The 23,299-nt window shown below is 39.2% G+C and carries 28 protein-coding genes; 20 read left to right on the plus strand and 8 right to left on the minus strand.

The genetic code is table 11. The annotated features are described in order from the left end of the window. Window positions 1-44: 44 nt before the first annotated feature. Together DFR63_RS08295 and DFR63_RS08300 are read left to right on the plus strand one after the other, a co-directional pair. On the plus strand, window positions 45-554 hold the full coding sequence (locus tag DFR63_RS08295) for a hypothetical protein (protein WP_115885479.1): 510 nt from the start codon (window positions 45-47) through the stop codon (window positions 552-554). A gap of 56 nt (window positions 555-610) precedes the next feature. Further along, on the plus strand, window positions 611-838 hold the full coding sequence (locus DFR63_RS08300) for a hypothetical protein (protein WP_115885480.1): 228 nt from the start codon (window positions 611-613) through the stop codon (window positions 836-838). Between the two features lie 26 nt (window positions 839-864). Here DFR63_RS08300 and DFR63_RS08305 read toward each other — a convergent pair whose 3' ends face one another. After that, window positions 865-1,911 carry an NAD(P)/FAD-dependent oxidoreductase gene (locus tag DFR63_RS08305; RefSeq protein ID WP_115885481.1) on the minus strand — a complete coding sequence of 349 codons (1,047 nt, stop codon included), beginning with the start codon at window positions 1,909-1,911 and terminating at the stop codon, window positions 865-867. A gap of 73 nt (window positions 1,912-1,984) precedes the next feature. Between DFR63_RS08305 and DFR63_RS08310 the strand changes: the two genes are divergently transcribed. Genes DFR63_RS08310 through map form a run of 3 tightly spaced genes read left to right on the plus strand, consistent with a single transcriptional unit; the run spans window position 1,985 to window position 4,477 of the window. Continuing rightward, window positions 1,985-2,551, plus strand: a complete 567-nt coding sequence (locus DFR63_RS08310; RefSeq protein WP_115885482.1) for a DUF3267 domain-containing protein — start codon at window positions 1,985-1,987, stop codon at window positions 2,549-2,551. 47 nt (window positions 2,552-2,598) lie between these two features. Then, on the plus strand, window positions 2,599-3,672 hold the full coding sequence (gene dinB / locus DFR63_RS08315) for a DNA polymerase IV (protein ID WP_115885483.1): 1,074 nt from the start codon (window positions 2,599-2,601) through the stop codon (window positions 3,670-3,672). A gap of 49 nt (window positions 3,673-3,721) precedes the next feature. Beyond that, complete coding sequence (gene map / locus DFR63_RS08320) at window positions 3,722-4,477, plus strand: type I methionyl aminopeptidase (protein WP_115885484.1); 756 nt, start codon at window positions 3,722-3,724, stop codon at window positions 4,475-4,477. 378 nt (window positions 4,478-4,855) lie between these two features. On the opposite strand, the gene DFR63_RS08325 is transcribed toward map, so the two are convergent. The 3 genes from DFR63_RS08325 to DFR63_RS08335 are packed head-to-tail and all read right to left on the minus strand — an operon-like array spanning window position 4,856 to window position 6,826. After that, complete coding sequence (locus DFR63_RS08325) at window positions 4,856-5,425, minus strand: beta-class carbonic anhydrase (RefSeq protein ID WP_115885485.1); 570 nt, start codon at window positions 5,423-5,425, stop codon at window positions 4,856-4,858. 1 nt (window position 5,426) lies between these two features. Further along, a complete protein-coding gene (locus tag DFR63_RS08330; protein WP_115885486.1) occupies window positions 5,427-6,455 on the minus strand; it encodes a YihY/virulence factor BrkB family protein in 1,029 nt (342 codons plus the stop codon). A 53-nt stretch (window positions 6,456-6,508) separates the two neighbouring features. Then, window positions 6,509-6,826: a YtxH domain-containing protein gene (locus DFR63_RS08335; protein ID WP_115885487.1), complete on the minus strand. Its 318-nt coding sequence runs from the start codon at window positions 6,824-6,826 to the stop codon at window positions 6,509-6,511. Window positions 6,827-7,009: 183 nt separating this feature from the next. On the opposite strand from DFR63_RS08335, the gene DFR63_RS08340 reads away from it, so the two are divergent. The 8 genes from DFR63_RS08340 (at window position 7,010) to DFR63_RS08370 (ending at window position 12,609) form a co-directional block, all read left to right on the plus strand. Next, entirely contained in the window at window positions 7,010-7,210 is a 201-nt protein-coding gene (locus DFR63_RS08340) for a DUF1128 family protein (RefSeq protein WP_115885488.1), read from the plus strand. A 4-nt stretch (window positions 7,211-7,214) separates the two neighbouring features. Then, on the plus strand, window positions 7,215-8,447 hold the full coding sequence (locus DFR63_RS08345; protein WP_245954164.1) for an aminopeptidase: 1,233 nt from the start codon (window positions 7,215-7,217) through the stop codon (window positions 8,445-8,447). Window positions 8,448-8,529: 82 nt separating this feature from the next. Beyond that, window positions 8,530-8,685 (plus strand): hypothetical protein, encoded by a 156-nt coding sequence (locus DFR63_RS11820; protein WP_162842324.1) that lies wholly within the window; start codon window positions 8,530-8,532, stop codon window positions 8,683-8,685. Window positions 8,686-8,745: 60 nt separating this feature from the next. After that, entirely contained in the window at window positions 8,746-9,255 is a 510-nt protein-coding gene (locus DFR63_RS08350; RefSeq protein WP_115885489.1) for an acyl-CoA thioesterase, read from the plus strand. 5 nt (window positions 9,256-9,260) lie between these two features. Then, window positions 9,261-10,031 carry a RecX family transcriptional regulator gene (locus DFR63_RS08355; protein WP_115885490.1) on the plus strand — a complete coding sequence of 257 codons (771 nt, stop codon included), beginning with the start codon at window positions 9,261-9,263 and terminating at the stop codon, window positions 10,029-10,031. Continuing rightward, complete coding sequence (locus tag DFR63_RS08360) at window positions 10,024-10,350, plus strand: DUF1811 family protein (protein WP_115885491.1); 327 nt, start codon at window positions 10,024-10,026, stop codon at window positions 10,348-10,350. Before DFR63_RS08355 ends, DFR63_RS08360 begins: the two co-directional genes overlap by 8 nt. Further along, entirely contained in the window at window positions 10,350-11,837 is a 1,488-nt protein-coding gene (locus DFR63_RS08365; RefSeq protein WP_115885492.1) for a P-loop NTPase family protein, read from the plus strand. The genes DFR63_RS08360 and DFR63_RS08365 overlap by 1 nt, the downstream gene beginning before the upstream one ends. Window positions 11,838-11,847: 10 nt before the next feature. Beyond that, a complete protein-coding gene (locus DFR63_RS08370) occupies window positions 11,848-12,609 on the plus strand; it encodes an ABC transporter permease (RefSeq protein ID WP_115885493.1) in 762 nt (253 codons plus the stop codon). 12 nt (window positions 12,610-12,621) lie between these two features. On the opposite strand, the gene DFR63_RS08375 is transcribed toward DFR63_RS08370, so the two are convergent. After that, complete coding sequence (locus tag DFR63_RS08375) at window positions 12,622-13,599, minus strand: metal-dependent hydrolase (RefSeq protein WP_115885494.1); 978 nt, start codon at window positions 13,597-13,599, stop codon at window positions 12,622-12,624. A gap of 64 nt (window positions 13,600-13,663) precedes the next feature. On the opposite strand from DFR63_RS08375, the gene mutY reads away from it, so the two are divergent. The 4 genes from mutY to DFR63_RS08395 all read left to right on the plus strand — a co-directional run bounded on the left by mutY (window position 13,664) and on the right by DFR63_RS08395 (window position 17,723). Further along, window positions 13,664-14,701 carry an A/G-specific adenine glycosylase gene (mutY, locus tag DFR63_RS08380; protein WP_115885495.1) on the plus strand — a complete coding sequence of 346 codons (1,038 nt, stop codon included), beginning with the start codon at window positions 13,664-13,666 and terminating at the stop codon, window positions 14,699-14,701. 64 nt (window positions 14,702-14,765) lie between these two features. Then, a complete protein-coding gene (ntdP, locus tag DFR63_RS08385; RefSeq protein WP_115885496.1) occupies window positions 14,766-15,302 on the plus strand; it encodes a nucleoside tri-diphosphate phosphatase in 537 nt (178 codons plus the stop codon). A gap of 54 nt (window positions 15,303-15,356) precedes the next feature. Further along, a complete protein-coding gene (locus DFR63_RS08390) occupies window positions 15,357-17,099 on the plus strand; it encodes an ABC transporter ATP-binding protein (protein WP_115885497.1) in 1,743 nt (580 codons plus the stop codon). Between the two features lie 15 nt (window positions 17,100-17,114). Further along, the gene (locus tag DFR63_RS08395) at window positions 17,115-17,723 is read left to right on the plus strand and encodes a DNA-3-methyladenine glycosylase (protein ID WP_115885498.1); all 609 of its coding nucleotides are present in this window, start codon (window positions 17,115-17,117) and stop codon (window positions 17,721-17,723) included. Window positions 17,724-17,754: 31 nt separating this feature from the next. Here DFR63_RS08395 and DFR63_RS08400 read toward each other — a convergent pair whose 3' ends face one another. Together DFR63_RS08400 and DFR63_RS08405 are read right to left on the minus strand one after the other, a co-directional pair. Further along, a complete protein-coding gene (locus DFR63_RS08400; RefSeq protein WP_115885499.1) occupies window positions 17,755-18,864 on the minus strand; it encodes an FUSC family protein in 1,110 nt (369 codons plus the stop codon). An 11-nt stretch (window positions 18,865-18,875) separates the two neighbouring features. After that, window positions 18,876-20,168, minus strand: a complete 1,293-nt coding sequence (locus DFR63_RS08405) for a glutamate-1-semialdehyde 2,1-aminomutase (protein ID WP_115885500.1) — start codon at window positions 20,166-20,168, stop codon at window positions 18,876-18,878. 151 nt (window positions 20,169-20,319) lie between these two features. On the opposite strand from DFR63_RS08405, the gene bcp reads away from it, so the two are divergent. The 3 genes from bcp to perR all read left to right on the plus strand — a co-directional run bounded on the left by bcp (window position 20,320) and on the right by perR (window position 22,248). After that, window positions 20,320-20,766 carry a thioredoxin-dependent thiol peroxidase gene (bcp, locus tag DFR63_RS08410; protein WP_115885501.1) on the plus strand — a complete coding sequence of 149 codons (447 nt, stop codon included), beginning with the start codon at window positions 20,320-20,322 and terminating at the stop codon, window positions 20,764-20,766. A gap of 5 nt (window positions 20,767-20,771) precedes the next feature. Then, window positions 20,772-21,704, plus strand: a complete 933-nt coding sequence (locus tag DFR63_RS08415) for an NAD(P)-dependent oxidoreductase (protein WP_115885502.1) — start codon at window positions 20,772-20,774, stop codon at window positions 21,702-21,704. 85 nt (window positions 21,705-21,789) lie between these two features. Beyond that, the gene (gene perR / locus DFR63_RS08420) at window positions 21,790-22,248 is read left to right on the plus strand and encodes a peroxide-responsive transcriptional repressor PerR (protein ID WP_415708208.1); all 459 of its coding nucleotides are present in this window, start codon (window positions 21,790-21,792) and stop codon (window positions 22,246-22,248) included. Window positions 22,249-22,327: 79 nt separating this feature from the next. Here the strand turns inward: perR and DFR63_RS08425 are convergent, their stop codons facing one another. Further along, a complete protein-coding gene (locus tag DFR63_RS08425; protein ID WP_115885504.1) occupies window positions 22,328-22,723 on the minus strand; it encodes a DUF2614 family zinc ribbon-containing protein in 396 nt (131 codons plus the stop codon). Window positions 22,724-23,299: the final 576 nt, after the last annotated feature.

Consider the following 23,299-nt stretch of genomic DNA (forward strand, 5'->3'; position numbering starts at 1 on the left):
GGTAAACTGATAGAAATGGACTATGTGTGACAGGAGGGTGTTCAGTGCAGCAGTTATATGCCAAAGTTATCGACGAAGAACAACATCAGGGTGTAACGATTTTAGATAGTCATAATAATGTTGTCGGAGATGTGTTTGCTACAACGATATTAGGCTGTGATGAGAAGAATACTTACGGTTTTCAGCATGTCAGCGGTACTGAAATTTTGCTCGGTATTCAAAGAAGAAGATTTAAAGACTTAAATGTAGCAAAATATACAGTTGAATATATGGGCAAACGTTTTACCTTTAAAGAACGTAAACTTCATAACTTTATGAATTTCAGAGCGGACGGCACTGTACTCGGGACACCTTACGTATTTAAAGATGATAAAGAGGTCACTTTAACAATGCACCGTGAAGATAACTTAATCGCCTCGATGAACGACTATAAAATATATGTTGATGACATCTCGGACATTGAAGCGGGTCTCTTGATACTGATGTATTTTATGTTTAAATTATATAAACGTAAAGATTATCATATTGCTCGTATTCTGCACCGCAACTGGTAGCAGATAGTTATAAATTTTGTATAATGAAATTAATTATTTAGCTGAGGAGGCAGTATATGTTAAGAATATTTTGTGTAGCAATTCCAGTCCTGGTGTTACTGCTGCCTCTCTTTATGGATGCATCCGTCGTATGGATTTTAAATGTACTTCTGACATCACTTGGAATACTATTCGGATCTGTTAACTACAGGTACAGAAAAGAAAAACTGTGGCTTTTCGTATTAATAGTCAACGTGATTTTATTTTTGTATTACATCTATGCAATGATAAATTTCTTCGTATAAAAAAAGACTTCCTTTTGGAAGTCTTTTTAATTTTGCGGTTCGGTATAGCTGTAGTCATTTAAATCCAGTTCAGTCGGCATACCGTTCAGAAGAAGCGCGACTTCCTTGCCGACAAAAGGACTTGCAGTTAAGCCTGTAGAACCCATACCGTTCACGACAAAAGTATTATTATCGACGTAGCCGATGAACGGCAGAAAATCCCGGGTGTAAGGTTTTAAACCGACCCCCATTTCAGTAATCTCGACGTCCTCCGGTTTAAAATATTTATATAATTCATCGCGTAAATAGTTATAGCTTTCTTCGGAGGGTTCAGTATCGAAAGAATCAGTATCGATATGGGTCGTTCCGATAACGTACTTATCATTTTCCAGATGCACAATATAGGTTGGTCCAAGCGCCATAACGACAGGAGACTGCTGCACCTTTTGCGTTAACAATTTAAAATGCATAATCTCTGCACGCTGATGGGCAATTTCAGGTTTATATTTCTGCTCCTTCCCCCAGGCACCGGTTGTATAAATTTTAAAAGTATCATCATCAATGCTGTTTTCATAAGACTTCTCTTCCCATCTGCCTCCAAGTCCGATAAAAGCTTCTTTAATAGCAGCAAGCAGTTTTTGGCCTCTGACCTGGCCGCCGCCTTCTACTATTAGAGCGGGATATTCAGTCGTGAGTGCCGGATGCAAAGCGGACAGTTCTTCTTTGGTAAGCTGCCTTACTTGTCCGACATCCGGATTATCAACCGCCTTATCGCTGATTCTTTTCGTTGCCTTGTCAAAAATATTTTCTTTGAACAGACATATAGCACCGCTGTTCTTATATCCTGTCGACATACCGGATTCTTTTTCAAGCGTGCTGATAAAATCCGGATAGTAATGAGCGCTTTTTGTCACAAGCCGGTACCATTTTTTATTGCGGCGCTGGCTGATCCAGGGACAGACAATACCTGCTGATGCGAAGGTAGCCTGGCCTTTATCTTTGCGGTCGTATATTGTTACGCTGTTTCCCATTTTGACGAGATGATAGCCGATTGATGCTCCGGCAAGACCTCCGCCGATAATTGTTATATTCATTAAATCACTCCTGTGTTATGGCTGTTAAAATTATGATATGTTATTTACAGATGAATTAGAGAGAGGCATGTACATGGATAAGTTAGAACTGAATATTTTTGAAAATAAATCTGCCTTAAAAAGCATATCATGGATTCAAATTCTGGCAATGATCGGCACCTTTATATTACTGTATTTACTTGAAGGACTCGTTATTAAACCGACGGGCAGCGCCCTTGTCGGCAGAGAACAATTTGGCATTGCCGGTGCAGTATTTTTTATTATCGCACTATTTTTAATTATTATCATTGTTCACGAAGCAATCCACGGCCTGTTTTTTAAAATTTTTAATCCGTCAGGAAAAGTGAAATTCGGCTTTAAAGCAGGAATGGCTTATGCGACTTCACCGGGTACTGCGTATACAAGAGGGCAGTTTTTTATCATTATCGTTATGCCTTTTGTAATTCTGACAGCGGTTATGATGACGATGATGTTTCTGCTGCCGAACCCGGCGTATAAATACTATATTGCTCTTCATACAGGCGCCTGTGCAGGGGATTTCTACTATCTGTATTTAATTTTAAAACATAAGCATCTGTCTTATGCTGTCGACACCGAAGTAGGCATGAGTCTGTACGAAACTGAGAAACAGACAATTTAAGTGGTAGAACGTGTGTTCGTTATTTGCTATAATGAATTTGGGTGAAGATGATGGAAAAACGAATCATTCATATAGATATGGACGCGTTTTATGCCCAAGTGGAACAGCATGATAATCCTGAACTGAGAGGGAAGCCTGTCATAGTCGGCGGCCGTTCGTTTAATAGAGGTGTTGTCGCGACAGCAAGTTATGAGGCGCGAAAATTCGGTGTGCATTCAGCCATGCCGACAAAAACTGCTCATAAATTGTGCCCGGACGGTATATTTGTCCATCCGCGTTTTGAACGGTATAAAGAGATTTCAGCTCAGATCAGGGAAATATTTTTAAGTTACACAGAATTAATAGAGCCGCTGAGTCTGGATGAAGCATATTTAGATATTACAGAACTCGTCAATAGAGAAACATCTTCAAGAGAAATTGCATTATCTATTCAAAGCGATATTTTTGAAAAGACGGGACTGACTTCAAGCAGCGGAATTTCTTATAATAAGTACCTTGCTAAAATTGCTTCCGGCATGAATAAACCGAAGGCAACCACCGTTATAGATTATAATAACGTGCTCGAGATTCTGCATGTACTCCCCATAGGGAAATTTCCCGGCGTTGGCAAAGTGACCGAAGAGAAAATGCTCGGCATGGGAATCAAAACAGGAAAAGATTTATATGATTTATCTAAAAATGACTTAATACTGAAATTTGGGAAACGCGGTGAAAGTTTATATAATAAGGCACGTGGAATCGGCACAAACGAATTGACAGTGCAGCGTGAAAGAAAATCTGTCGGCAAAGAAACAACATTTAATTACGATAGAAACGACGATGCTGAAATATTAGCTGTACTGGAAGAACTGTCTAAAAAAGTGAGTACAAGACTCGACGACAGACAGCTTGCAGGCAGAGTAGTGACGGTAAAAATAAAAACCGGCGGCTTTGAAGCGCACTCAAGACAAATGATGACGATGGATCCTATATTTAAAAGTGAAGATATATATCATTATGCCTATAGCCTGTACCACGAAGTGAAAGAGCAGGATGTTCCGATACGTTTAATCGGAGTGACCGTTTCAGGAATTGAAGAACGGCTATACAGAAATATGACTATATATGATTTTATAATGTAGCAACTTTGTTATACTGTTAAATAAGACTAAAAGTAAGAAGGTATAAAAAATGATAGTAAAAACACAGGAAGAATTAGAAAAATTAGAAGAAATCGGGCAAATATGCGGCCGTGTCTTAAAAGCGACTGTAGAATATGCTGAAGTCGGCATGTCGACTAAAGAGCTCGATGACTATGCAGGAAAACTGCTTGAAGAATACGGTGCAAAAAGTGCGCCGATCAGCGAGTATGACTTCCCCGGGTACACATGTATCAGTGTCAACGAAGAAGTTGCTCACGGAATTCCCGGCCCGCGAAAAATTAAAGACGGAGACATTGTTAACGTCGACGTATCAGCAGTAAAAGACGGTTATTATTCAGATACAGGAATTTCATTTATCGCTGGAGAAAATGAAGATCCGTTAAAACAGAAAGTCATCGATGTGACTGAAATGGCATTCGAAGAAGCACTGAAGAAAATTAAACCGGGTGCGAAAGTGAGTCAGATTGGCCGTGCAGTATTTAACACAGCACGCCAGAACGGACTGACTGTTATTAAAAATTTAACAGGTCACGGAGTAGGCAAAAGTCTGCACGACCAGCCGCAGCATATTATGAATTATTACGATCCGACGGACAGAGCAATCTTAAAAGAAGGAATGGTTATTGCGGTAGAGCCGTTTATTTCTTCAAAAGCAACGATTGTGACAGACGGCAAGAATGACTGGGCCTTTGAAACAAAAGACGGCAGCTACGTTGCACAAAAAGAACACACAATTATGGTAACGAGCGAGGGCCCGAAACTGCTGACTAAAATAGAAGACTGATTTTAAATGAAAAGCCTTGTGCATCCTTTGGATGTACAGGGCTTTTGGTGTGCGCGTGTGGATTTTTTGTGTGATGCGTAACAATGAGCGACGCTCATTGATTAGGTAAAATTTATCAACTATTAAACATAAAGAAAAACGGTACTGAATGCAAAAAAGATTAATGTAAATAAGAGGATTGGAATACCTGCTTTTATTGCCTTTTCTTTGGGACCTAAATTTTTATTATTTACAAAAAGTTCAATATTCCTGATAAAGAAAATAATCAACATCAGCAGACACCTTCACAAAATCCGCGACGTCGCCCGACAAAAAGGTTCATACTAGAACAACAAAAAACCGGACCCTCAAAAGGGTCCGGTCTCACAACAAGCGAAATTATTCTGCTTTGTCGTATCCGTTTATAACAAGATCAACTTTCCCTGTTTCAGGGTCCATAATCATGCCGTGGACGGGTACTGTTTTAGCCATTAATGGATGATTTTTAACGTTATTGACTGTTTCTCTGACGCTTTCTTCGACGCTGTCGAATCCTTTCAGCCAATCAGATATTTCGATGCCTGAGTATTTCAATGTTTTAAATGTTTCATCAGAAATACCCCAGTTCTTCATTTCTTCAATAACCGGTTCAGGCTGCAAAGCGCCGAACCCGCAGTCATGGTGTCCCATAATGTAAACTTCGTCCACACCTAAAGCGTAAACTGCAACGAGCAGACTTCGCATTGTACTGCCATACGGATGCGAGACAACTGCACCGGCATTTTTAATCTGTTTGATATCACCATTTTTAAAACCTAAGGCTTTAATCGACAGTTCGGATAATCTCGTATCCATACAAGTTAAAAATACTGCTTTTTTGTTTGGTGTTTTATCGGTTTTAAAAGCTTTGAATTCTTCATTTTTAACGAAAGCTTCGTTTGCTGTAAGCAAATCTTCCAATAAAGTCATTTTAAACTGACACTTCCTCTTCATTACTTTGTGTTTGCTGTTCTTCTTTTAAAGTGCGCTTGTAAAAAATAGAGTTAATTTGCGCACCCAGTATTATTATAACACCAGTAATGTACAACCAGAAAATTAAAATGATTACACCGGCAATTGAACCGTAAGTTGCCGAGTAGTTACTAAAGTTGGATACGTAAAAACTGAATCCCCATGATGCAAGAAGGAATGCTGCTGTTGTAAAGATTGTACCCGGCAGAACCGATTTCATTTTCAGTTTAATATTAGGCGCTGTCATGTACATGATAAAGAATACAATGAAGACGAGCAGTATCGGTAAAATGCTTCTGACTAAGTTCCAGACTGTGGAGAACTGGTCGTCAAGACCGATAATACCAAACATTAAGTTGCCGATTTGTTCACCGAAAACGATGAGTACAAAGGTCAGTATTACTGACAGCGATAAAATAATCGTAAAGAAGACGGACAGCAGCTTCGCTACAACAAAATTACGGCTGTCTTCGACATCATAGGCGACATTAAACGCATTCATCAGTGCCGTCATACCATTAGATGCCGACCAAAGTGTCAAAATTAAACCGATTGATAAAATACCGCCGCCGGAGTTGTTTAATACATCTGTGATAATTCCTTCCAGCAGCCCTGAAATTTCTGAAGGTGCATAGTCCTGAATAAAGCCTGTAATCATATCGGGCTCTATTTTAAATAAAGGTACTATCGAAAGCAGGAAAATCAATAACGGAAAAATTGCCAGCAGGAAGTAGTGCGAGAGCTGAGCAGCCATGCCCGTTGTATTGTCATGTGAAAATCTGAATAAAAGACGTTTGAAAAATCCCGCATCTTCTTTTAACTTCGCTGGTTTATTAATTTTAGAAACATACAGGTGTTCATCCGGTTTTTTTGCATCTTTTGATTTAAAATCAATCTTATCGACAAAGACATCTTTATTTTTATTTTCTTTCTCTTTTTCTTCTTTAATCTGATTCAGCAGCTTGGATGATGTTTCATTTTTAGACATAACTTCACCTCACCTAAAATAAAAGGACTATAGTATCATAGTCCTGTTAATTTTTAATTTAGTTTTTTCTCTCTTTTAGCCTGGAAAGTATCTTTAGCATCCATAACCGCACGTTCAAGTTCCGGATTGTTGCGGCGGATTTCTTCTATAGTATCTTTCCAGAATAAAATTTCATCTTTAATCATTTCCACTTTAGATGGTTCACCTGACGGTTCGTTGAAACGCTGTTTAAGATCATCAGGATTCGTTGCGTAATGTTTAATACTCTTAGTATTTGAAACTACGGAATCGCGCGTGCCTTTATCGATTAATGCAATTAATCCGCCGACAGCGGCTCCAATTACTATAGCTGGTACTAGTTTGTTTTTCATAACTGATTCTCCTTTAGTTAGCTTTCTATTAAATATAACCTATATTTACTAAGTATAAACTTTTTAGTCTAAGAAATTAAGCAGAATAACAGAGAAAGCATTTTTTCTGTAATCTTGTAAGATAATATATATTTTGCTTATATTTTGTTAAGATAGTTTATAAGGAACGGAAAGGGGATCATCATGGATAAAGAACAGATTTTAAATGATATTGTAGAAAAGTTAAACGTCGTAAATAAAGGTGTTTTTAAATCTGAAGATTACAGCGATGAAAAAATTAGCGAATTAAATGATATTAAAGAAATGCTGGACTCGCGCCGCCAGATTTCAGCAGGCGAACAGTCAGCTATTATTGAAGAATTGTCAAAAATGAGAAAGCAGTGATTATATGATGAATATTGAAGAGAAATTATATAAATATGCAGAGCTGCTCGTCGATGTAGGAATTAATATTACTGATGGCAAAAGACTATATATCAGAGCGACGGCTGATGCACTTCCGCTTGTCAGACTTGTTACGAAAATCGCTTATGAAAGAGGCTCAAAAGAAGTTAAGGTCTCTCTTTCAGACGATACCATTGCAAGACTGAATGCGACTTACCGCACCGAAGAGGAACTCGCGGTTATTCACGATTTCCAAGTTGCGGAGCGCATGTACTACAGCGATGAAAAAGCAGGTTTTCTGAGTATTATATCAAGCTCTCCTGAATTGCTTAAAGACGTATCGCCGAAAAAACTGCAGGCAATGCAGGTAGCAAACGGTCAGGCATTTAAAGAATTTTCGAGCCGCACCCAGAGTGATTTTCATTCGTGGTGTGTTGCGGGGTACCCGTCGGTCGAATGGGCACGCTTGGTTTACCCCGAACTTTCGGATGATGATGCTGTAAATGCGCTGCTCGAGTTAATACTTTACACAGTGCGTGCAGATGTCAGCAATCCGGTTGAAGCATGGATTGAGCATGATAAAACGCTTCACAGCAAAGTGGACTATTTAAATGATAAGCAGTTCACGGCTCTGCGTTATGAAGCACCGGGAACCGATTTAACAATAGGATTGCCTGAAAATCACTTATGGGCAGGAGCATCGAGTACGGACTCAAACGGTGATTCGTTTATGGCAAACATGCCGACAGAAGAAGTTTTTACCGCGCCTGACAAAAATCGTGTAAACGGCTATGTGTCTAATACTCTGCCGCTAAGCCATGGCGGTAATATTATCGATGACTTTAAACTGACATTTAAAGACGGTGAAGTGGTTGAATACACAGCTGAAAAAGGCTACGAGATTCTGAAAAATATTATCGGCACGGATGCCGGTGCGAAACGTCTTGGCGAAGTGGCGCTTGTACCGTTTGATTCACCTATTTCAAACAAGGGCATCTTATTTTATAATACACTGTTCGATGAAAATGCATCCTGCCATATCGCTCTCGGCAGTGCATACGCGTTCTCGCTGCAGGGCGGTAAAGAAATGTCGCGTGAAGAATTGGACAGAGCCGGTTTAAACGATTCTATTACTCATGTAGACTTTATGATTGGTTCTGAAAAGCTGAATATTTATGGTGTAGACAAGGATGGAAATGAAACTCCGGTCTTTATCGAAGGCAACTGGGCATTTTAAAAAATAAGACTACAATTCACGTGGAAATATGATACAATTTAACTAATTGATATTTTGGAAAATCTCTTGAGGAGGATCTTTTATGGGAAGCTGGCTAATGCTTTTAGTCGTATTATCTTTTATGTTTGCAATTCTCGGTTTTTCAGCTGTGCTTTATTACTTCCTGGCACAAGCATTCCACAGTAAAGATGCACTTGTGATTGATACACCGGAAGAAGCGCTTGAGCGCAAAATATAAGAACTTTACTTAGAGGGGATGCAAATCTCCTCTATTTTTATTCACAAAGGGGATATTTAAATGAAAAAATTAATGTCTGAATCATATGCAGTGAAAACTGCCAACGTACTGCCGCCGGACTCCAACTCGCACGGCACTCTTTTTGGCGGCAGGCTGTTGCAGTATGTAGATGATATTGCGGCAATCAGTGCACGCCGCCACTCGAGGGCAGCGGTAGTGACTGCTTCTATTGACTCGATGGATTTTCTGCTGCCGATTAATATTGGAGAAATCGTTATACTTGAAGCTATGGTTACCCATACCGGACGAAGTTCGATGGAAGTCATGGTTAAAATATCAAAAGAAGATTTAACGAGAGAGTCAGGCAGAGAACTCGCTGCTTTTTCGTTTTTAACGTTTGTAGCACTTGATGAAAACAACAAAACTGTTGAGGTGCCGAAAATCGAGCCCGATAACGAACGTCTGCAATGGCTGAACGATACAGGTAAAGAACGTGCGGAACGCCGTCTGGAAAGAAAAGAGCACAGTAAATCACTGAGCAACTTTTTCGCATCTGATTTATTGGAGTGAGCTTAATGAAAATTAAACGCATTGTAAAACTGAAGCGGGAAATGTACGATGTTTTATTCGATGACGGACAGTCTATAAAAGTGCATGAGGAATCGCTTGTGCGCTATGTACTGATACCGGGAAAAGAGCTGGAAGAAGAAGAATTTAACGAGATTGTTCAAAATATCCAGTACGATCAGGCTTACGTTGCTGCGATTAAATATATCAGTTATAAAATCCGTTCCAACAAAGAAATGACTGATTATCTCAGTGAGGATTATGAAACGGAGATTGTCAGACAGACAATTTACCGTCTGCAGGACGAAGGTTACCTCAACGATGAAAATTATGCACGGTCCTTAAGAAATACGCTCTTAAATACGACTGACAAAGGGCCGGGCCATCTTCTGAGAGAGCTTAAAAAACATCATATTCCAGAAAGCATCATCGTGCAGGAAACTGAATCTTTTGATGAAATGGTCGACAGTGAACGTATGAATAAATTAAAGAATAAATTCCTTCGCGCTCACAGAGGCTCATATACTCAGTTTAAACAGAAACTGCGGGAAAAATTGACACTCCGCGGTTACAGCGGTCATCATTTTGAATTGATAAATTTTGATGATGATTACGATGAAGATGCTTATTTTGAGAAAGATTTTGAAAAATATTATAATAAGTATCAGAAAAAAGAAAGCGGATTTAAACTTAAGCAGAAAATGATTGCTGCTTTGATGGGCAAAGGGTATTCTTATGATAAAATCAGTGAAAAGTTAGGCGGAATAAACGATGGATGAATCTTTAAGTAAAATGACTCGCAAAGAGTTAAATCATTATATTCAAACTAAACGCGAAGCGATGAGACGTGCAGAAATGATGGGCGTTGAAAACGAATACCGCGTGCTGGAACGCCAAGTAATTATTGCGGAATGCTATCTGATTGATCTGTCTCAAATTGAGAATGGTAAAATTTATAAAGTGATCAGCCAGGAAGATCATTATTTTAAAGTGGAGTATATGAAAGGAATATTTGTCTGGGGCTTTTTCGTGAATGGTGATGAGAAAGAATCAGCTATTCCGGTCAGTATGCTGCAGCTTCCTAAACAGGTCAGATAATGAAAAATAAAATTTTGTTAAAAGGGCTGGATTTGTCTTACAGCAAAGAAGCGAAAGATTTTAAAAAGCGGATGCTTGGCAGAGCCGGACCGATACATCTTAAAAATATTAATATTCATTTATATGAAGGCGAAGTACTCGGCCTCTTAAGTGATACCGAAACTTTGTACTATATTAAAGAAGTGCTGTCCGGCACTTTGACTCCGACTGCAGGGAAAGTTAAAACTCACGGTGGTATTTTAAGTCTCGATGTGATGGATCACGTTAATAATCCATTCAGCCTGGATTCTTTTATCGAAGAATTACTCGAAGAATATAAAAGCGGAAAAGAATTGGGAAAGACTATTGAACTGCTGCATAACAAACCTGTAATCCGTAATAATCTGAGTAAGAAGCTGAAGGAATTAAGCCGGAAGCAGCTGGCGCATATTCTGCTGGAAATATCCGGGCTGATTGATGTTGAAATAATTATTTATAATAACTTTCACGAACATCTCGAGGATGTAGATAAGTTCCGCAGTATTGTGAATATGCATGAACAAAACGGCAGAGGTGTGCTGCTTTTAGAAACTTCGCTGGAACCGATAGAAAAGATGGCAAATTATTTTACCTGGGTCAGCTACGGACAGATTCGTTTTGAAGGCAGCGTGGAAAAAGGTGTAGAAATTTACAACAAGTATCTGCGTGATAAAAGCATGGTCAAAAATATAGAACAGGAATCATTATTTGATCTTGAATGGAAAAGACATATTTATGAAGATGCGAGCTACAGTGAAAACTTTAAACGTCTCGGTAAACAGCAGGTTTCTGTGCTCGACAATATCAACATTCGAAAAATCATTATCACGCTCGTATTGCTCTTCATTATGGTGCTGTCAGCACTCGTGATATTTATGAATATTTCATTTATAGGAGAGTCGCCCACCTTCACAGAAGAACAGCAGAATTTAAATGAAGATGTAACATCAGAAAGACTATCATATGCATTCGTTGACAGAGACGGTCTTGAAATGGACGGGACGATGCTGCCGCAATATACACTCCTTGACGTGACTGCTGCTGACGAAGAAAACTATACTGTGAAATACAGAGATTCTGAAAAAACAGTGACACGTGATGAAGTGCTGTACTTTAACCCGGCAAGTCTGTATACAGAAGAAGATTTTATGACCCTGCTTGAGTATACAAGTCCGGTAATTCAGAATAATTATCTGTTTTATTCAAATTACTTAAATGGCGAGCGGGAATTCCTGGAACAAAATATTACATTTGATGTTCTTGATGAAAATCACGGCAGTGTGGCAGGTATTCCGATTACTTACCATTTCAGTGGAGATACAGTATTCTCAATGGAATTTGAAGGTGCTGAAAATAATACCATTACAGAAGATTTAAATCTGTCAGGCGAAGTTACTATTTTCAGAGTAGATGAAGGATTTATGATTTATGACAGCGTTCAAAATAACTGGAATTATTTGAGAAGGTAGGTGCGCGGATATGAATTACAGAGTCAGATACTTGCTTAGACGCGTATTCAGGCAGGCCGACAGATTTACCTTATTAAACTTATCCCCTGTGCTTATTTACATTGCGGGCCTGATACTTCTTTTTATCGGCTTTATTACAATGGAAGACAGTACTATGGTCCGGGTTCTCTACGGAACGGTAGGTTTTATGGCTGCAGTGTGGATCTTCAGCATGGTAATTCTGAATAAAAATGAAGCATACGTTAAAGATTCCATTTTAAAAGTAAATTATATACCGCTGTATTTAAGAATATTGCCGACTATGATTTACCAGACGATTATGTTTATGATTTTTATTACTATGTACAGTGCTTTTACAGCACTTTTTGTTGATAACTGGATGATGAATATATACTCGCTGCTGTATTATATCCTTCTCGGTTTGATTCTGGTCATACCTTTTACAATGCTATTTTTAGGCGTGTCGATGCACATCAATACAAATAAAATAAATCCTGTGCTTTTTGTTATCGTCCTGCTTATCGTGCCGGTATTTTATCTGCCGGAACAGCTGCCCTCCGCGGTTGAAAATATTTTCAGTCTTAATCCATTTTATTATGTGATTAACGGCCTCCAGAATAATGCCATTCATCAGGCATGGACTGTTAACCGTCTGCCTTTTGATGTGCTTTACGTCACTCAGATGGCTATCTTATATCTTTGGATGTTCGAAGCATATAACAAAATAAAAATTCAATTATACAATGAAAAAAACAGCATGCCTGAATTCTAGGCATGCTGTCATTTAATTATTGGCTAATTTCTGCTGCAGCTTAGTTTCTGAGTATACCCACCCGGTATAGCTCGACTGCACTTCGTAATCGTCTTTATCGAGATGCATAATACAAACGAAAGGATAATGTCCGTCTTTTAAATATCTGAGATCGATATATCTGACTTCCACTGTATCATTGCTGATTTCTTTAATTTCATATCTGTATATTGAAGAGAAGAAGGTAAATGAAATAAAGTTTTTATCATCTTTAACTGCTTCAAATAATTCCCCTTCAAGCGGACCGATTTTTTCAAAACGGTCATAAAATACCACCTGGCCTTTAAAAGTACGGCCGACATAGTATGCTTTTTCTGCAACGACGACGACACGCCATTCATTAAAGCGGATAGTCGGCAGACAGAAGACACGGGTAATTTCATCATCCGGCAGCCGTTCTTTAATTTTATTAACTAAATACCTCTGATAGATAAACCGTACAATATAATAAAGAATCATCACAGCGTATAATACAATGAACAGTGTGACCGGGTTAAAACCGGAGAACCACAGTATAAAGTATAGGATATGCATGACTATTATTGGAATATCGATGGTATTTATAAAGCCGAGCTGCAGCCATGTATGATTGAACGGCCGGAGAGCCTGGGTGCCGTAGGCGTTAAAAATATCCGAAAATACATGGAGAGAGACGGCAAACAGCGACCATAAGTACATATTGATAAAGGGAAGACCGAAAAATACGCTGCTTAATACGGCGAGGGTCAGCGGCCAGATAAGCACAGTAAACGGGAGAGAGTGCGTAATCCCCCGGTGATTTTTAATATATACAGCATTATTTTTCATTTTCAGGACAGTGTCGAGGTCGGGAATCAGTGAGGCTCCGACAGCGGTCGTAATAAATCCGGCAGACACAGGATCCACTGAAGGGTCGATATGGGCCAGACCGACAATCGTACCGCCCATTAAAGTATGTGTTAATGTATCCATAATGTCACTCCGTTTCAATACGGCATTTTATTTATAAATATATTTTAAAAAGGTGAGTTTTTAAATGTTTAAAAGACCGATATTTAATAATACATTACTTAATTGGTATCACGCAAATAAAAGGGAACTGCCGTGGCGCGAGACTTCAGATCCTTTTAAGATATGGCTGAGCGAAGTTATGCTTCAGCAGACTCAAGTCATTACTGTAATACCCTATTATGAGAAATTTATAACAAAATATGAGAGCCTCGATGCTCTGGCAGACGCAGACGAGCAGGCTCTTCTGAAGGATTGGGAAGGGCTCGGCTACTACAACAGAATCCGAAACTTTCAGCATGCAGTGCAGGAAGTGCAGGAAAAATATGATTCAAAAGTGCCGGATTGTCCTGAAGAATTTTTTAAATTGAAAGGTGTCGGGCCGTACATCGGCGGAGCAGTGCAGAGCATCGCATTTAACAATGCTCTTGCTGCTGTCGACGGCAACGTGCTCCGTGTCATGTCGAGGCTGAACCGCGATGGGCGGGATATGACTAAAGCAAGTGTACAGAAAGATGTGAAACATTTTATAGAAAAAGATATGCCTCTTGAAGCAGGAGATTTTAATCAGGCGCTGATGGAACTCGGAGCGACTATTTGTACTCCGCGTACGCCCAAATGTGTCATCTGCCCGGTAAAGGACCACTGCGAAGCGCTGAAAGCAAACGAAGTCATGCAGTATCCGCTGAAGAAGAAAAAGAAAGCGAAGCAGGAGTATTATTATAATGTCTATTTTATTTTGAATGATAAAGACGAAATTCTTTTAATCAAGCAGGAAGATGATTTATTAAAAGGTATGTATGAACTGCCGAGATTCGATGTGGATACGTCTTTAGAGTCAATTGAAGAGAAATATAATATTCATCTCAGTCAGCCGGGAGCACCGGTGGGCAGTCATAAGCATGTGTTTACACATAAAATCTGGTACATGGAAGGCTACATTGTTTATACAATGAATGATAATGAAAACTTTATCCCCTTGAAAGATGTGAAAAAACTTCCAATGAGTGTTGCAATGCAGAAAATGGTTAACTTAATTAGTACAGTACCGGATTTTGAACTGTAAATTTTTAAAACGCATGATGCTGTGCTATACTGTTTACGTAAATAATAAAGGTGGTGGCAGTATTATGGTGATGGAATCCATCCCGGCAGAGGGAAGCAAAATGAGGATTCAAAGCTATAAACATGATGGTAAAATCCACCGGGTATGGAGTGAAACGACGATTCTGAAAGGGACGGATCACGTCGTTATTGGTGGAAATAACCGTACACTTGTAACAGAAAGTGACGGGCGTAAATGGGTGACAAGAGAACCCGCTATCGTTTATTTTCACAAAGATTTCTGGTTTAATGTTATCTGTATGTTCAGAGATGACGGTGTCTATTATTACTGCAACTTATCCTCACCATATGCCTGCGATGATGAAGCGATTAAGTATATCGACTACGATTTGGATATAAAAGTATATCCGGACGGTAAATATCATCTGCTTGATGAAGATGAATACAAAATGCACCGCAGCAAAATGAATTACCCGAAGAGCATCGACGAAATATTAAAACATCAGGTCGACGAACTCCAGCAGTGGATAGAACATAAAAAAGGACCATTCGCTCCAGATTTTATAAAGGTATGGCACCATCGTTTTAATAATGTAAATTAACCAATCGGCGTATTGTTGATTGGTTTTACTAATTTATTGGAGGCACACTCATAAATGATCAGACGTTATATGCAATTCGTTAAACCGTATTACGGTATTATTGGTTTAACAATTTTAATCGGTGTACTGAAATTTGGTATTCCACTCCTTATCCCTTTACTCGTCGCCTATGCAATCGACAGCATTATTCTTGCTGACGGTCTGGCGTACGATGAACGCATTTCGATGCTTATACAGATACTTCTTGTTTTTGCAGTTGTATTTGTAGTTGTAAGACCCCCGGTAGAATTCTTCAGACAATATTTAGCCCAGCGCACGAGCAACAAAATACTTTACGATATCAGAAAAAAATTATACGGGCACCTGCAGATGCTGAGTGCGAAATTTTACTCCAATAATAAAGTCGGGGAAGTTATCTCACGTGTAATTAATGATGTTGAGCAGACAAAAGACTTTATAATGACCGGCCTGATGAACGTCTGGCTGGACCTTGTTACAATTATTATCGCCTTGATTATTATGTTCAACTTAAATGTAGAGCTTGCATTTGCATCAATTTTAATTTTCCCGTTTTACATTTTCGGTGTCTGGTTCTTTTTCGGACGCTTAAGAGCGAAGACGCGTAACCGTTCGCAGGCACTTGCGGAAGTCCAGGGTTTTCTGCATGAAAGAGTGCAGGGAATTAACGTTGTAAAAAGCTTTGCAATAGAAACTCATGAAGAAGAAAGATTTGATAAAACAAATAATAATTTCCTGACAAAAGCGCTGGATCATTCACGCTGGACAGCCTACAGCTTTATGGTAGTTAATACGATTACCGATATCGGCCCGCTGATTGTTATCGGCTACGGTACTTTGCTTGTGCTGAATGAAAACTTAACAGTCGGTGTACTGGCAGCATTTGTCGCATATTTAGAACGGTTATATGGTCCGCTCCGCAGACTGGTATCATCATCGACATCGCTGACACAGAGTATCGCATCGATGGACCGTGTATTCGGACTCTTTGATGTTCCTTACGACGTAAAAGACAAAGAAAACGCTGAACCGATTAAAGAAGTTAAAGGTCATATAGAAATCGACAATGTATCATTTAAATATGATGAAAATGATAATGATAATGACATCCTGAAAAATATTAACCTGGATATTCCTGTAGGTCAGACTGTCGCATTTGTCGGGATGAGCGGGGGAGGAAAATCATCGCTTGTGTCGCTAATCCCAAGATTTTATGATGTCACAGCAGGCAGCATTAAAATTGACGGACAGGATATAAGAGATGTTACAGTTCGTTCTTTAAGAGACAATCTTGGTATTGTTATGCAGGATAACATATTATTTTCGGACTCTATAAAAGAAAATATCCTCCTTGCCAAACCGGATTCAACAGATGAAGAAGTGCTGCTGGCTGCACAGCGTGCCAACGCGCATGAATTCATTATGAATCTCGAAGACGGCTATGAAACAACAGTCGGCGAGCGCGGTGTTAAATTGTCCGGCGGACAGAAACAGCGTATCGCAATCGCACGGGTATTTCTTAAAAATCCGCCTATTCTCATTCTGGACGAAGCAACAAGTGCACTGGATCTTGAAAGTGAAAGTATCATTCAGGATACTTTAGATCAGCTGTCATCCGACAGAACTACCCTGGTTGTTGCCCACAGACTGTCGACCGTTACTCATGCTGATAAAATTGTAGTCATTGAAAACGGACAGATTTCTGAAATGGGTACACATAATGATTTGATGGCGAAAAATGGCGCATACAGGAACTTATACGATATTCAGGGACTGTAAAGGACTGATTCTTATATGACTTATTTAAATATAGATTTTTTAAGCGACAATACTCTCGAAGCTGCCAAACAGCTGCTCGGGGTTGAAATTGTTACAGAAATAGACGGAGAGATAACGAGCGGCTATATTACTGAAGTTGAAGCTTACCTTGGTTTAAATGATAGAGCAGCACATACTTTCAGCGGCAAAGTTACAAAAAAGAATGCCATGATGTTTGAACCGTACGGACATATATATGTCTATACTATGCATGGTCACAACTGTATGAACTTTGTCACGACGACAGATCGTCCGGAAGGAATACTGATTCGAGGAATTGAACCGCACCGCGGCATCGACGTAATGAAAAAGAGACGCGGCAAAGAGAAGGATTTAACTGCGGGCCCCGGAAAACTGACGAAGGCACTCGGTATTACAAGAGCCGAACATAATGGTGCAAAGATTAACGGAGAGATACTTCATGTGCTTGAAGGCCAAAAACCTGCAGCAATAGAAGAAACTAAGCGCATCGGTATTGATAATAAAGAAGAAGCTGTCGATTATTTATACCGGTATATCGTTAAAGGCAATCCAAATGTGAGCAGATTTAAAGGAAAAGCTGATATGAATAATGGATGGCAATAAAAAAACTGCGGAGATAGTCTCCGCAGTTTTTTTATATATCTAAAGTTTCATCCTGTATATCAATTTTGTTTTTATCTGTATGATAGCTGAAGAAACTGTTGGCCAGTCTGTCCACACGATCAATCGCGCGGGAGTATTCATGCATTGCAGTAATAATCTCCAGTATATTCTCATACTGAAGTTTATCATCTTCATCCGTGAGCTGTGAATAGTCGGTGAGGAAATGAGTCATTAAACTCATGTCAAAGTAGTGTGCACCTTCGACGTAAAGCTCGGAAGTTTCAGGTTTAATTTTTTCAGTAAACTTCATGAACACTTGCTCATGATAGGCCATCATTTCATCCATTTCAATACGGATATGATATTTTAAATCATCAGACAGATGATTGTAATCATTTTCGTAGCGATTAATCCGTTTCAGCAGATTGTAGGCCTGTCTCGTTGAAGCAATTAAATGTTTGAACAAAACTTTGCGTCTGTGATCGCTAAATCGCTGTTTCTTAAAAAGATTGCGTTCCTCCTTATACCAGGAATACATCGTTTCCAGTTTAGTTACCCGTTTTTGCAGCTGTTCGAGGTCTTTTTTAACATTCTGTGATTCAGTAACCGAATTAAGTTCAAGACGCATCCACTTGAAAATATCATTAGCGATATTAAAACAATTATGATACATCTTGGTTTCGTAACGCGGCGGTATAAAGACCAGATTTACAAGAAGCGATACGAGAACACCAATCATTACAAGAGAGAAACGCGTACCTGCTGTAACGAGGAAATCTGTTGTGCTGAGATCTGCTCCGAAAGGCACATCCATTATTGCAACAACAGTGATGACTGCAAGTGTAGATACACTTTGTAATTTAAAGAATAAAAGCATTGCAAGTACTAAAATTACAGTCAGTCCAATAATCAGTATATTACTGCCGAAAAGCAGCACCATAACAATTGCAGACATTGCCCCGATGGTATTACCTCTGAATTGGTTCCAGGTAGTTTCTAGAGACCTGTATACATTAGGCTGCAGTGCATTGACGGCAGCTATTCCGGCAATAAGCGCCGGTGTTAAGCCAATTTGATTTGTAATTAAAAAAGTTAATACAACAGCTATACCCGTTTTTAATACTCTAGCACCAAAACGCATGGCACCAACTCCTAAAGGTCATTTTTGAACACATCTTCAACTATAGCAAGTGTATCATCAATATCTTTATCCGTGTGTTCGGTTGTTAAGAACCATGCTTCGTATTTAGAAGGCGCGATGTTGATCCCCCGGCTGATGAGTCCTCTGAAGAATTTCGCGAAAATTTCCCCGTCGCTTTCCTCAGCCTGTTTATAGTTTGTGACAATTTCATCAGTAAAGTAAATCGTCAGCGCACCGACTAAACGGTTGATTTTCGCTGTAATATTATATTTATCGATTAAATCATTGAGACCGTCTTCGAGTTTTGCACCCAGTCTGTCAAGTTCGGCATAGACTCCGGGCTGCTCAAGCACTTCAAGACAGGCGATTCCCGCTGCCATTGACAGAGGGTTACCTGCCATTGTTCCAGCCTGGTATGCAGGTCCAAGGGGCGCAACATTTTCCATAATATCAAGTCTGCCGCCGTAGGCGCCAATTGGAGTGCCGCCGCCGATAATTTTGCCCATGGCAGTTAGGTCGGGTGTGACTCCGACTATGTCAGAAGCAGAACCGTAACTGAAGCGGAAGGCTGTAATAACCTCATCGTAAATAACGAGCGAACCGTTTTCGTGTGCAATATCATTTACCGCCTGCAGAAATCCTTCTTCAGGTTCAACAATGCCGAAGTTGCCGACAATAGGTTCAACAAGTACCGCTGCAATTTCATCACCGAAGTGGCTGACAGCTGTTTTAAAATCTTCAATATTATTAAAAGGCACGGTAATTACATCCTGTGCAACACTTTTCGGTACGCCGGCAGAATCCGGTGTGCCAAGCTGGGATGGGCCGCTGCCTGCAGCGACAAGTACAAGATCCGAATGACCATGGTAACAGCCTTCAAATTTAATAACTTTATTGCGCCCGGTATAAGCACGTGCAACACGGATAGTCGTCATAACTGCTTCTGTTCCGGAGTTGACGAAGCGGACACGTTCCAGAGAAGGAATCGCTTCTTGGAGTTTACGTGCAAAATCTATCTCGAGCTGAGTAGACGTCCCGTAAAGAATACCTTTACTTGACTGCTCGGTAATTGCTTCGTGGATTCTCGGGTGAGCATGGCCTGTAATAATCGGGCCGTAAGCAGCAAGATAATCGATATATTTGTTGCCGTCGACATCGAAGAAGTAGGGACCTTCAGCTCTTTCCATAACCAGCGGCGCACCGCCTCCTACCGCCTTGTAAGATCTTGATGGTGAGTTGACGCCGCCTAAGATGACTTCTTCAGCGTCGATTTGCAGTTTCTTTGAATTCGTATGATTATACATAATTTCATCCTTACTTTTCGTCAGTTTTATTCATTCAATATAATACCATACATCGGAGAAATATTTAAGGAAGTAGAATGGTTTAAAGTATCCGGAGGAAAGGGTATTATAGAGTTACAGGCGAATTAATGATGAAAAGGATGACTTATAAATGGAAAAATTTCCGAAGTTTGAACTAGAAAATCAGAATGGCGAAATCGTTTCTAATGATTCATTAAAAGGACGGACAGTAATTTATTTTTACCCAAAAGATAATACACCTGGATGTACTACTCAGGCGTGTGATATGAGGGACAGCATGGCGGACTTGAATGAACTCGGTGTGACTGTTTACGGAGTAAGCGGTGACAGCAGGAAGAAACACCAGAATTTTATAGAAAAGCACGGCTTAAATTTTGAACTTCTTGTCGATGAGGATTTTAAATTATCTTCTGAGCTTGGAGTGTACGGACCGAAGAAAGCATTCGGCAAGGAATTTGACGGTATTACCCGTACCACGTTCGTAGTAGATGAAGATTCAAACATTCTGAAACGTTTCGATAAAGTAAAAGCATCCGAGCACGCAGAAGAACTGAAGAAATTTCTTAAAGAGGGGTAGGCAGCATGAAAATTACTTCAACGGTTAAATTAAAAGAAGAGATGATTGAAAAAATAGGTAAAGAACATAGTTATTTATATGTAGAAAAAGAAAATATGACAGATGAAATAAAAGCTGGAACTGAAGTTTTCGTTACATACGGCGGTGATTTGACTGACGGTGAAGCGGAAAAATTTGAGAATTTGATTTGGGTCCACGTTATGAGTGCGGGAATTGATGAAATTCCAAAAGACATTTTTGATAAAGCGCTCGTCACAAATTCAACGGGTATTCATAAAATACCGATGACGGAATTTGCGGTCGGTATGCTCCTGCAATATTATAAGAAGTTTAACCAGCTGCAGGAAGCTCAAAAGAAAAATGAATGGATTAACTATTCACTTTCAGAGGAATTACATGGAAAAGAAGCTCATATTCTCGGAACAGGGAGTATCGGCAGCCATCTTGCGAAAGCACTGCAGGTTTTCGGAGTGTGTACAACTGGATATAATACAAATGGCCGCTCTATAGAAGGCTTTGATCAGACTTATCCAATCAGTGAACTTAATTCACAAATCGGCAGTGCCGATATCATGATTAATATTTTGCCGAGCACACCGAGTACAACGAACTTTCTTCAGACAGAGACATTTAAGATCATGAAAGATGAAGCGGTATTTTTAAACATCGGCAGAGGAAGTGTAATGACAGACGAAGTGCTGCTTGAAGTGCTGAAAGAGAAATATATTGCGCATGTTTTATCAGATGTATTTAATGAAGAACCGCTGCCGGCAGACAGCCCGCTGTATACTTTTAATAATTTGACTATTACTCCGCATTGCTCAGCAAAAACCCGCATGTATAATGTCAGAGCGTTTGAGATATTCAAATATAATCTCGAGCATATAAATGACAAAACAAAAATGAAGAATATTATAGATTATTATAAAGGTTATTAATATTAGTTTGACAATGATTTTACATTCAAAGTACAATGTATATATTAGGTATATATAAATAGAAGGAAGGATCAGTCATATGAAGATGATAGATACTCATCATGACCATTTCACAGAGTCTCTTGAGGCGCTTAAAGAAACAGGTGTGAGAATTACACCTCAAAGAAAAGCAGTCCTCAATTATCTTGTTGAAAGTGAAGTGCATCCGACTGCCGATGATATATTTCAAGCTCTGTCCAGCGACTTTCCGAATATGAGCGTTGCGACAGTTTATAATAACTTAAAATTATTTAAACAGACTGGTCTGGTTAAAGAACTGACTTACGGGGATTCATCGAGCAGATTCGATTTTAACTCAGTACCGCACTATCATATCATCTGCAGCGAATGCGGTAAGATTACGGATTTTCAATATCCGGCATTAGAAGAAGTAGAGCATCTTGCAGGTTTAGTTACAGACTACGAAGTCAGTCATCACCGTTTGGAAATATACGGTGTCTGTCCTGAATGCAGCAAAAATGAAGAAAGTGCTTCGCGTAGATAAAACCAGTTTCTTCTATATAAAGGATATAAAAAGAACATCAATAAAAATTCCCGGTGCGAGACGCACCGGGAATTTTTATTTAATCTTTACTGTTTTCTTTATTGCGTATCTCTTCAATTTTTTTCTCTCTGCGGTGTTTAACATTATAATCAGTAGTGAACGCTTCGCCTTCAAGTTCCTGATCTAATGTTAAAGGCTCTTTGCAATGCTGGCAGTAATCAACTCTGCCGAGAATCTTCGTATGACGTTCGCAGTTCGGACATTGTACAGTAACTGTGCGTGTACTGATCATACCGACCCAGAAGTAGATAACGAAACTGAGCATAATAGGCAGTGTTCCCAAGACAAGGAAAATCATCATTGCCCATGGAGTTTCACGAAAGAATATACCCAGGTACATTACAGCCATACCTATGAATATCATAGCAAGAGCCCAGCCGCGTATACGCATTATTTTATTGCCGGGTTTTCTCATTTATGTCACCTCTAAAATTATTCTATACTTTCTCAAGCTTATATGATAGTATATATCAAGTATTCATTTTGCGTATTTAACACTTCGTTACGAAGTTGTAACATTTTTAAACAATATGTTAAATTAATTTAGAAAATAGTGTTGACGAAACAAAAGATACTTGATATGATATAAAAGTCGTCAAAACACGACGCATACAAAAATATCTTTACAAAACAACTTTTAAAAAAGCTGTTGCGTCTGTAACCGAGACGTGGTATGATATGAAAGTCGTCAAAACACGGCTCAACAAAAATTGACAAACGCTTTAAATTAGTTGTTGCATTTGAAACTTAAATGTGTTAAGATAGAAAAGTCGTTTCAAACACGACGTAACAAAAACTTAACAGAAACTTAAAAAAGTTGTTGCATCTGAAAAACAGACATGTTAAGATAATTGAGCAGTCAACGAGATTGACGCAAACAACACAAAACTTTACACAAAGAACATTGAAAACTGAATGACAATATGTCAACGTTTAATTCCGAATAAAGAAGTCTTCTATTAATTAGGAGCAGACATTGAGGCGACCAATT

The organism is Jeotgalicoccus halotolerans, from assembly GCF_003387165.1.
GTDB classification, from domain to species: Bacteria; Bacillota; Bacilli; order Staphylococcales; family Salinicoccaceae; genus Jeotgalicoccus; species Jeotgalicoccus halotolerans.

What these genes read in the sequence shown, in the direction of transcription:
- DFR63_RS08300 (WP_115885480.1), top strand. Translation starts at nt 611, where the DNA reads ATGTTAAGAATATTTTGTGTAGCAATTCCAGTCCTGGTGTTACTGCTG.
- DFR63_RS08305 (WP_115885481.1), bottom strand. Translation starts at nt 1,911, where the DNA reads ATGAATATAACAATTATCGGCGGAGGTCTTGCCGGAGCATCAATCGGC.
- DFR63_RS08310 (WP_115885482.1), top strand. Translation starts at nt 1,985, where the DNA reads ATGGATAAGTTAGAACTGAATATTTTTGAAAATAAATCTGCCTTAAAA.
- dinB (WP_115885483.1), top strand. Translation starts at nt 2,599, where the DNA reads ATGATGGAAAAACGAATCATTCATATAGATATGGACGCGTTTTATGCC.
- map (WP_115885484.1), top strand. Translation starts at nt 3,722, where the DNA reads ATGATAGTAAAAACACAGGAAGAATTAGAAAAATTAGAAGAAATCGGG.
- DFR63_RS08325 (WP_115885485.1), bottom strand. Translation starts at nt 5,425, where the DNA reads ATGACTTTATTGGAAGATTTGCTTACAGCAAACGAAGCTTTCGTTAAA.
- DFR63_RS08330 (WP_115885486.1), bottom strand. Translation starts at nt 6,455, where the DNA reads ATGTCTAAAAATGAAACATCATCCAAGCTGCTGAATCAGATTAAAGAA.
- DFR63_RS08335 (WP_115885487.1), bottom strand. Translation starts at nt 6,826, where the DNA reads ATGAAAAACAAACTAGTACCAGCTATAGTAATTGGAGCCGCTGTCGGC.
- DFR63_RS08340 (WP_115885488.1), top strand. Translation starts at nt 7,010, where the DNA reads ATGGATAAAGAACAGATTTTAAATGATATTGTAGAAAAGTTAAACGTC.
- DFR63_RS08345 (WP_245954164.1), top strand. Translation starts at nt 7,215, where the DNA reads ATGATGAATATTGAAGAGAAATTATATAAATATGCAGAGCTGCTCGTC.
- DFR63_RS11820 (WP_162842324.1), top strand. Translation starts at nt 8,530, where the DNA reads ATGGGAAGCTGGCTAATGCTTTTAGTCGTATTATCTTTTATGTTTGCA.
- DFR63_RS08350 (WP_115885489.1), top strand. Translation starts at nt 8,746, where the DNA reads ATGAAAAAATTAATGTCTGAATCATATGCAGTGAAAACTGCCAACGTA.
- DFR63_RS08355 (WP_115885490.1), top strand. Translation starts at nt 9,261, where the DNA reads ATGAAAATTAAACGCATTGTAAAACTGAAGCGGGAAATGTACGATGTT.
- DFR63_RS08360 (WP_115885491.1), top strand. Translation starts at nt 10,024, where the DNA reads ATGGATGAATCTTTAAGTAAAATGACTCGCAAAGAGTTAAATCATTAT.
- DFR63_RS08365 (WP_115885492.1), top strand. Translation starts at nt 10,350, where the DNA reads ATGAAAAATAAAATTTTGTTAAAAGGGCTGGATTTGTCTTACAGCAAA.
- DFR63_RS08370 (WP_115885493.1), top strand. Translation starts at nt 11,848, where the DNA reads ATGAATTACAGAGTCAGATACTTGCTTAGACGCGTATTCAGGCAGGCC.
- DFR63_RS08375 (WP_115885494.1), bottom strand. Translation starts at nt 13,599, where the DNA reads ATGGATACATTAACACATACTTTAATGGGCGGTACGATTGTCGGTCTG.
- mutY (WP_115885495.1), top strand. Translation starts at nt 13,664, where the DNA reads ATGTTTAAAAGACCGATATTTAATAATACATTACTTAATTGGTATCAC.
- ntdP (WP_115885496.1), top strand. Translation starts at nt 14,766, where the DNA reads ATGGTGATGGAATCCATCCCGGCAGAGGGAAGCAAAATGAGGATTCAA.
- DFR63_RS08390 (WP_115885497.1), top strand. Translation starts at nt 15,357, where the DNA reads ATGATCAGACGTTATATGCAATTCGTTAAACCGTATTACGGTATTATT.
- DFR63_RS08395 (WP_115885498.1), top strand. Translation starts at nt 17,115, where the DNA reads ATGACTTATTTAAATATAGATTTTTTAAGCGACAATACTCTCGAAGCT.
- DFR63_RS08400 (WP_115885499.1), bottom strand. Translation starts at nt 18,864, where the DNA reads ATGCGTTTTGGTGCTAGAGTATTAAAAACGGGTATAGCTGTTGTATTA.
- DFR63_RS08405 (WP_115885500.1), bottom strand. Translation starts at nt 20,168, where the DNA reads ATGTATAATCATACGAATTCAAAGAAACTGCAAATCGACGCTGAAGAA.
- bcp (WP_115885501.1), top strand. Translation starts at nt 20,320, where the DNA reads ATGGAAAAATTTCCGAAGTTTGAACTAGAAAATCAGAATGGCGAAATC.
- DFR63_RS08415 (WP_115885502.1), top strand. Translation starts at nt 20,772, where the DNA reads ATGAAAATTACTTCAACGGTTAAATTAAAAGAAGAGATGATTGAAAAA.
- perR (WP_415708208.1), top strand. Translation starts at nt 21,790, where the DNA reads ATGATAGATACTCATCATGACCATTTCACAGAGTCTCTTGAGGCGCTT.
- DFR63_RS08425 (WP_115885504.1), bottom strand. Translation starts at nt 22,723, where the DNA reads ATGAGAAAACCCGGCAATAAAATAATGCGTATACGCGGCTGGGCTCTT.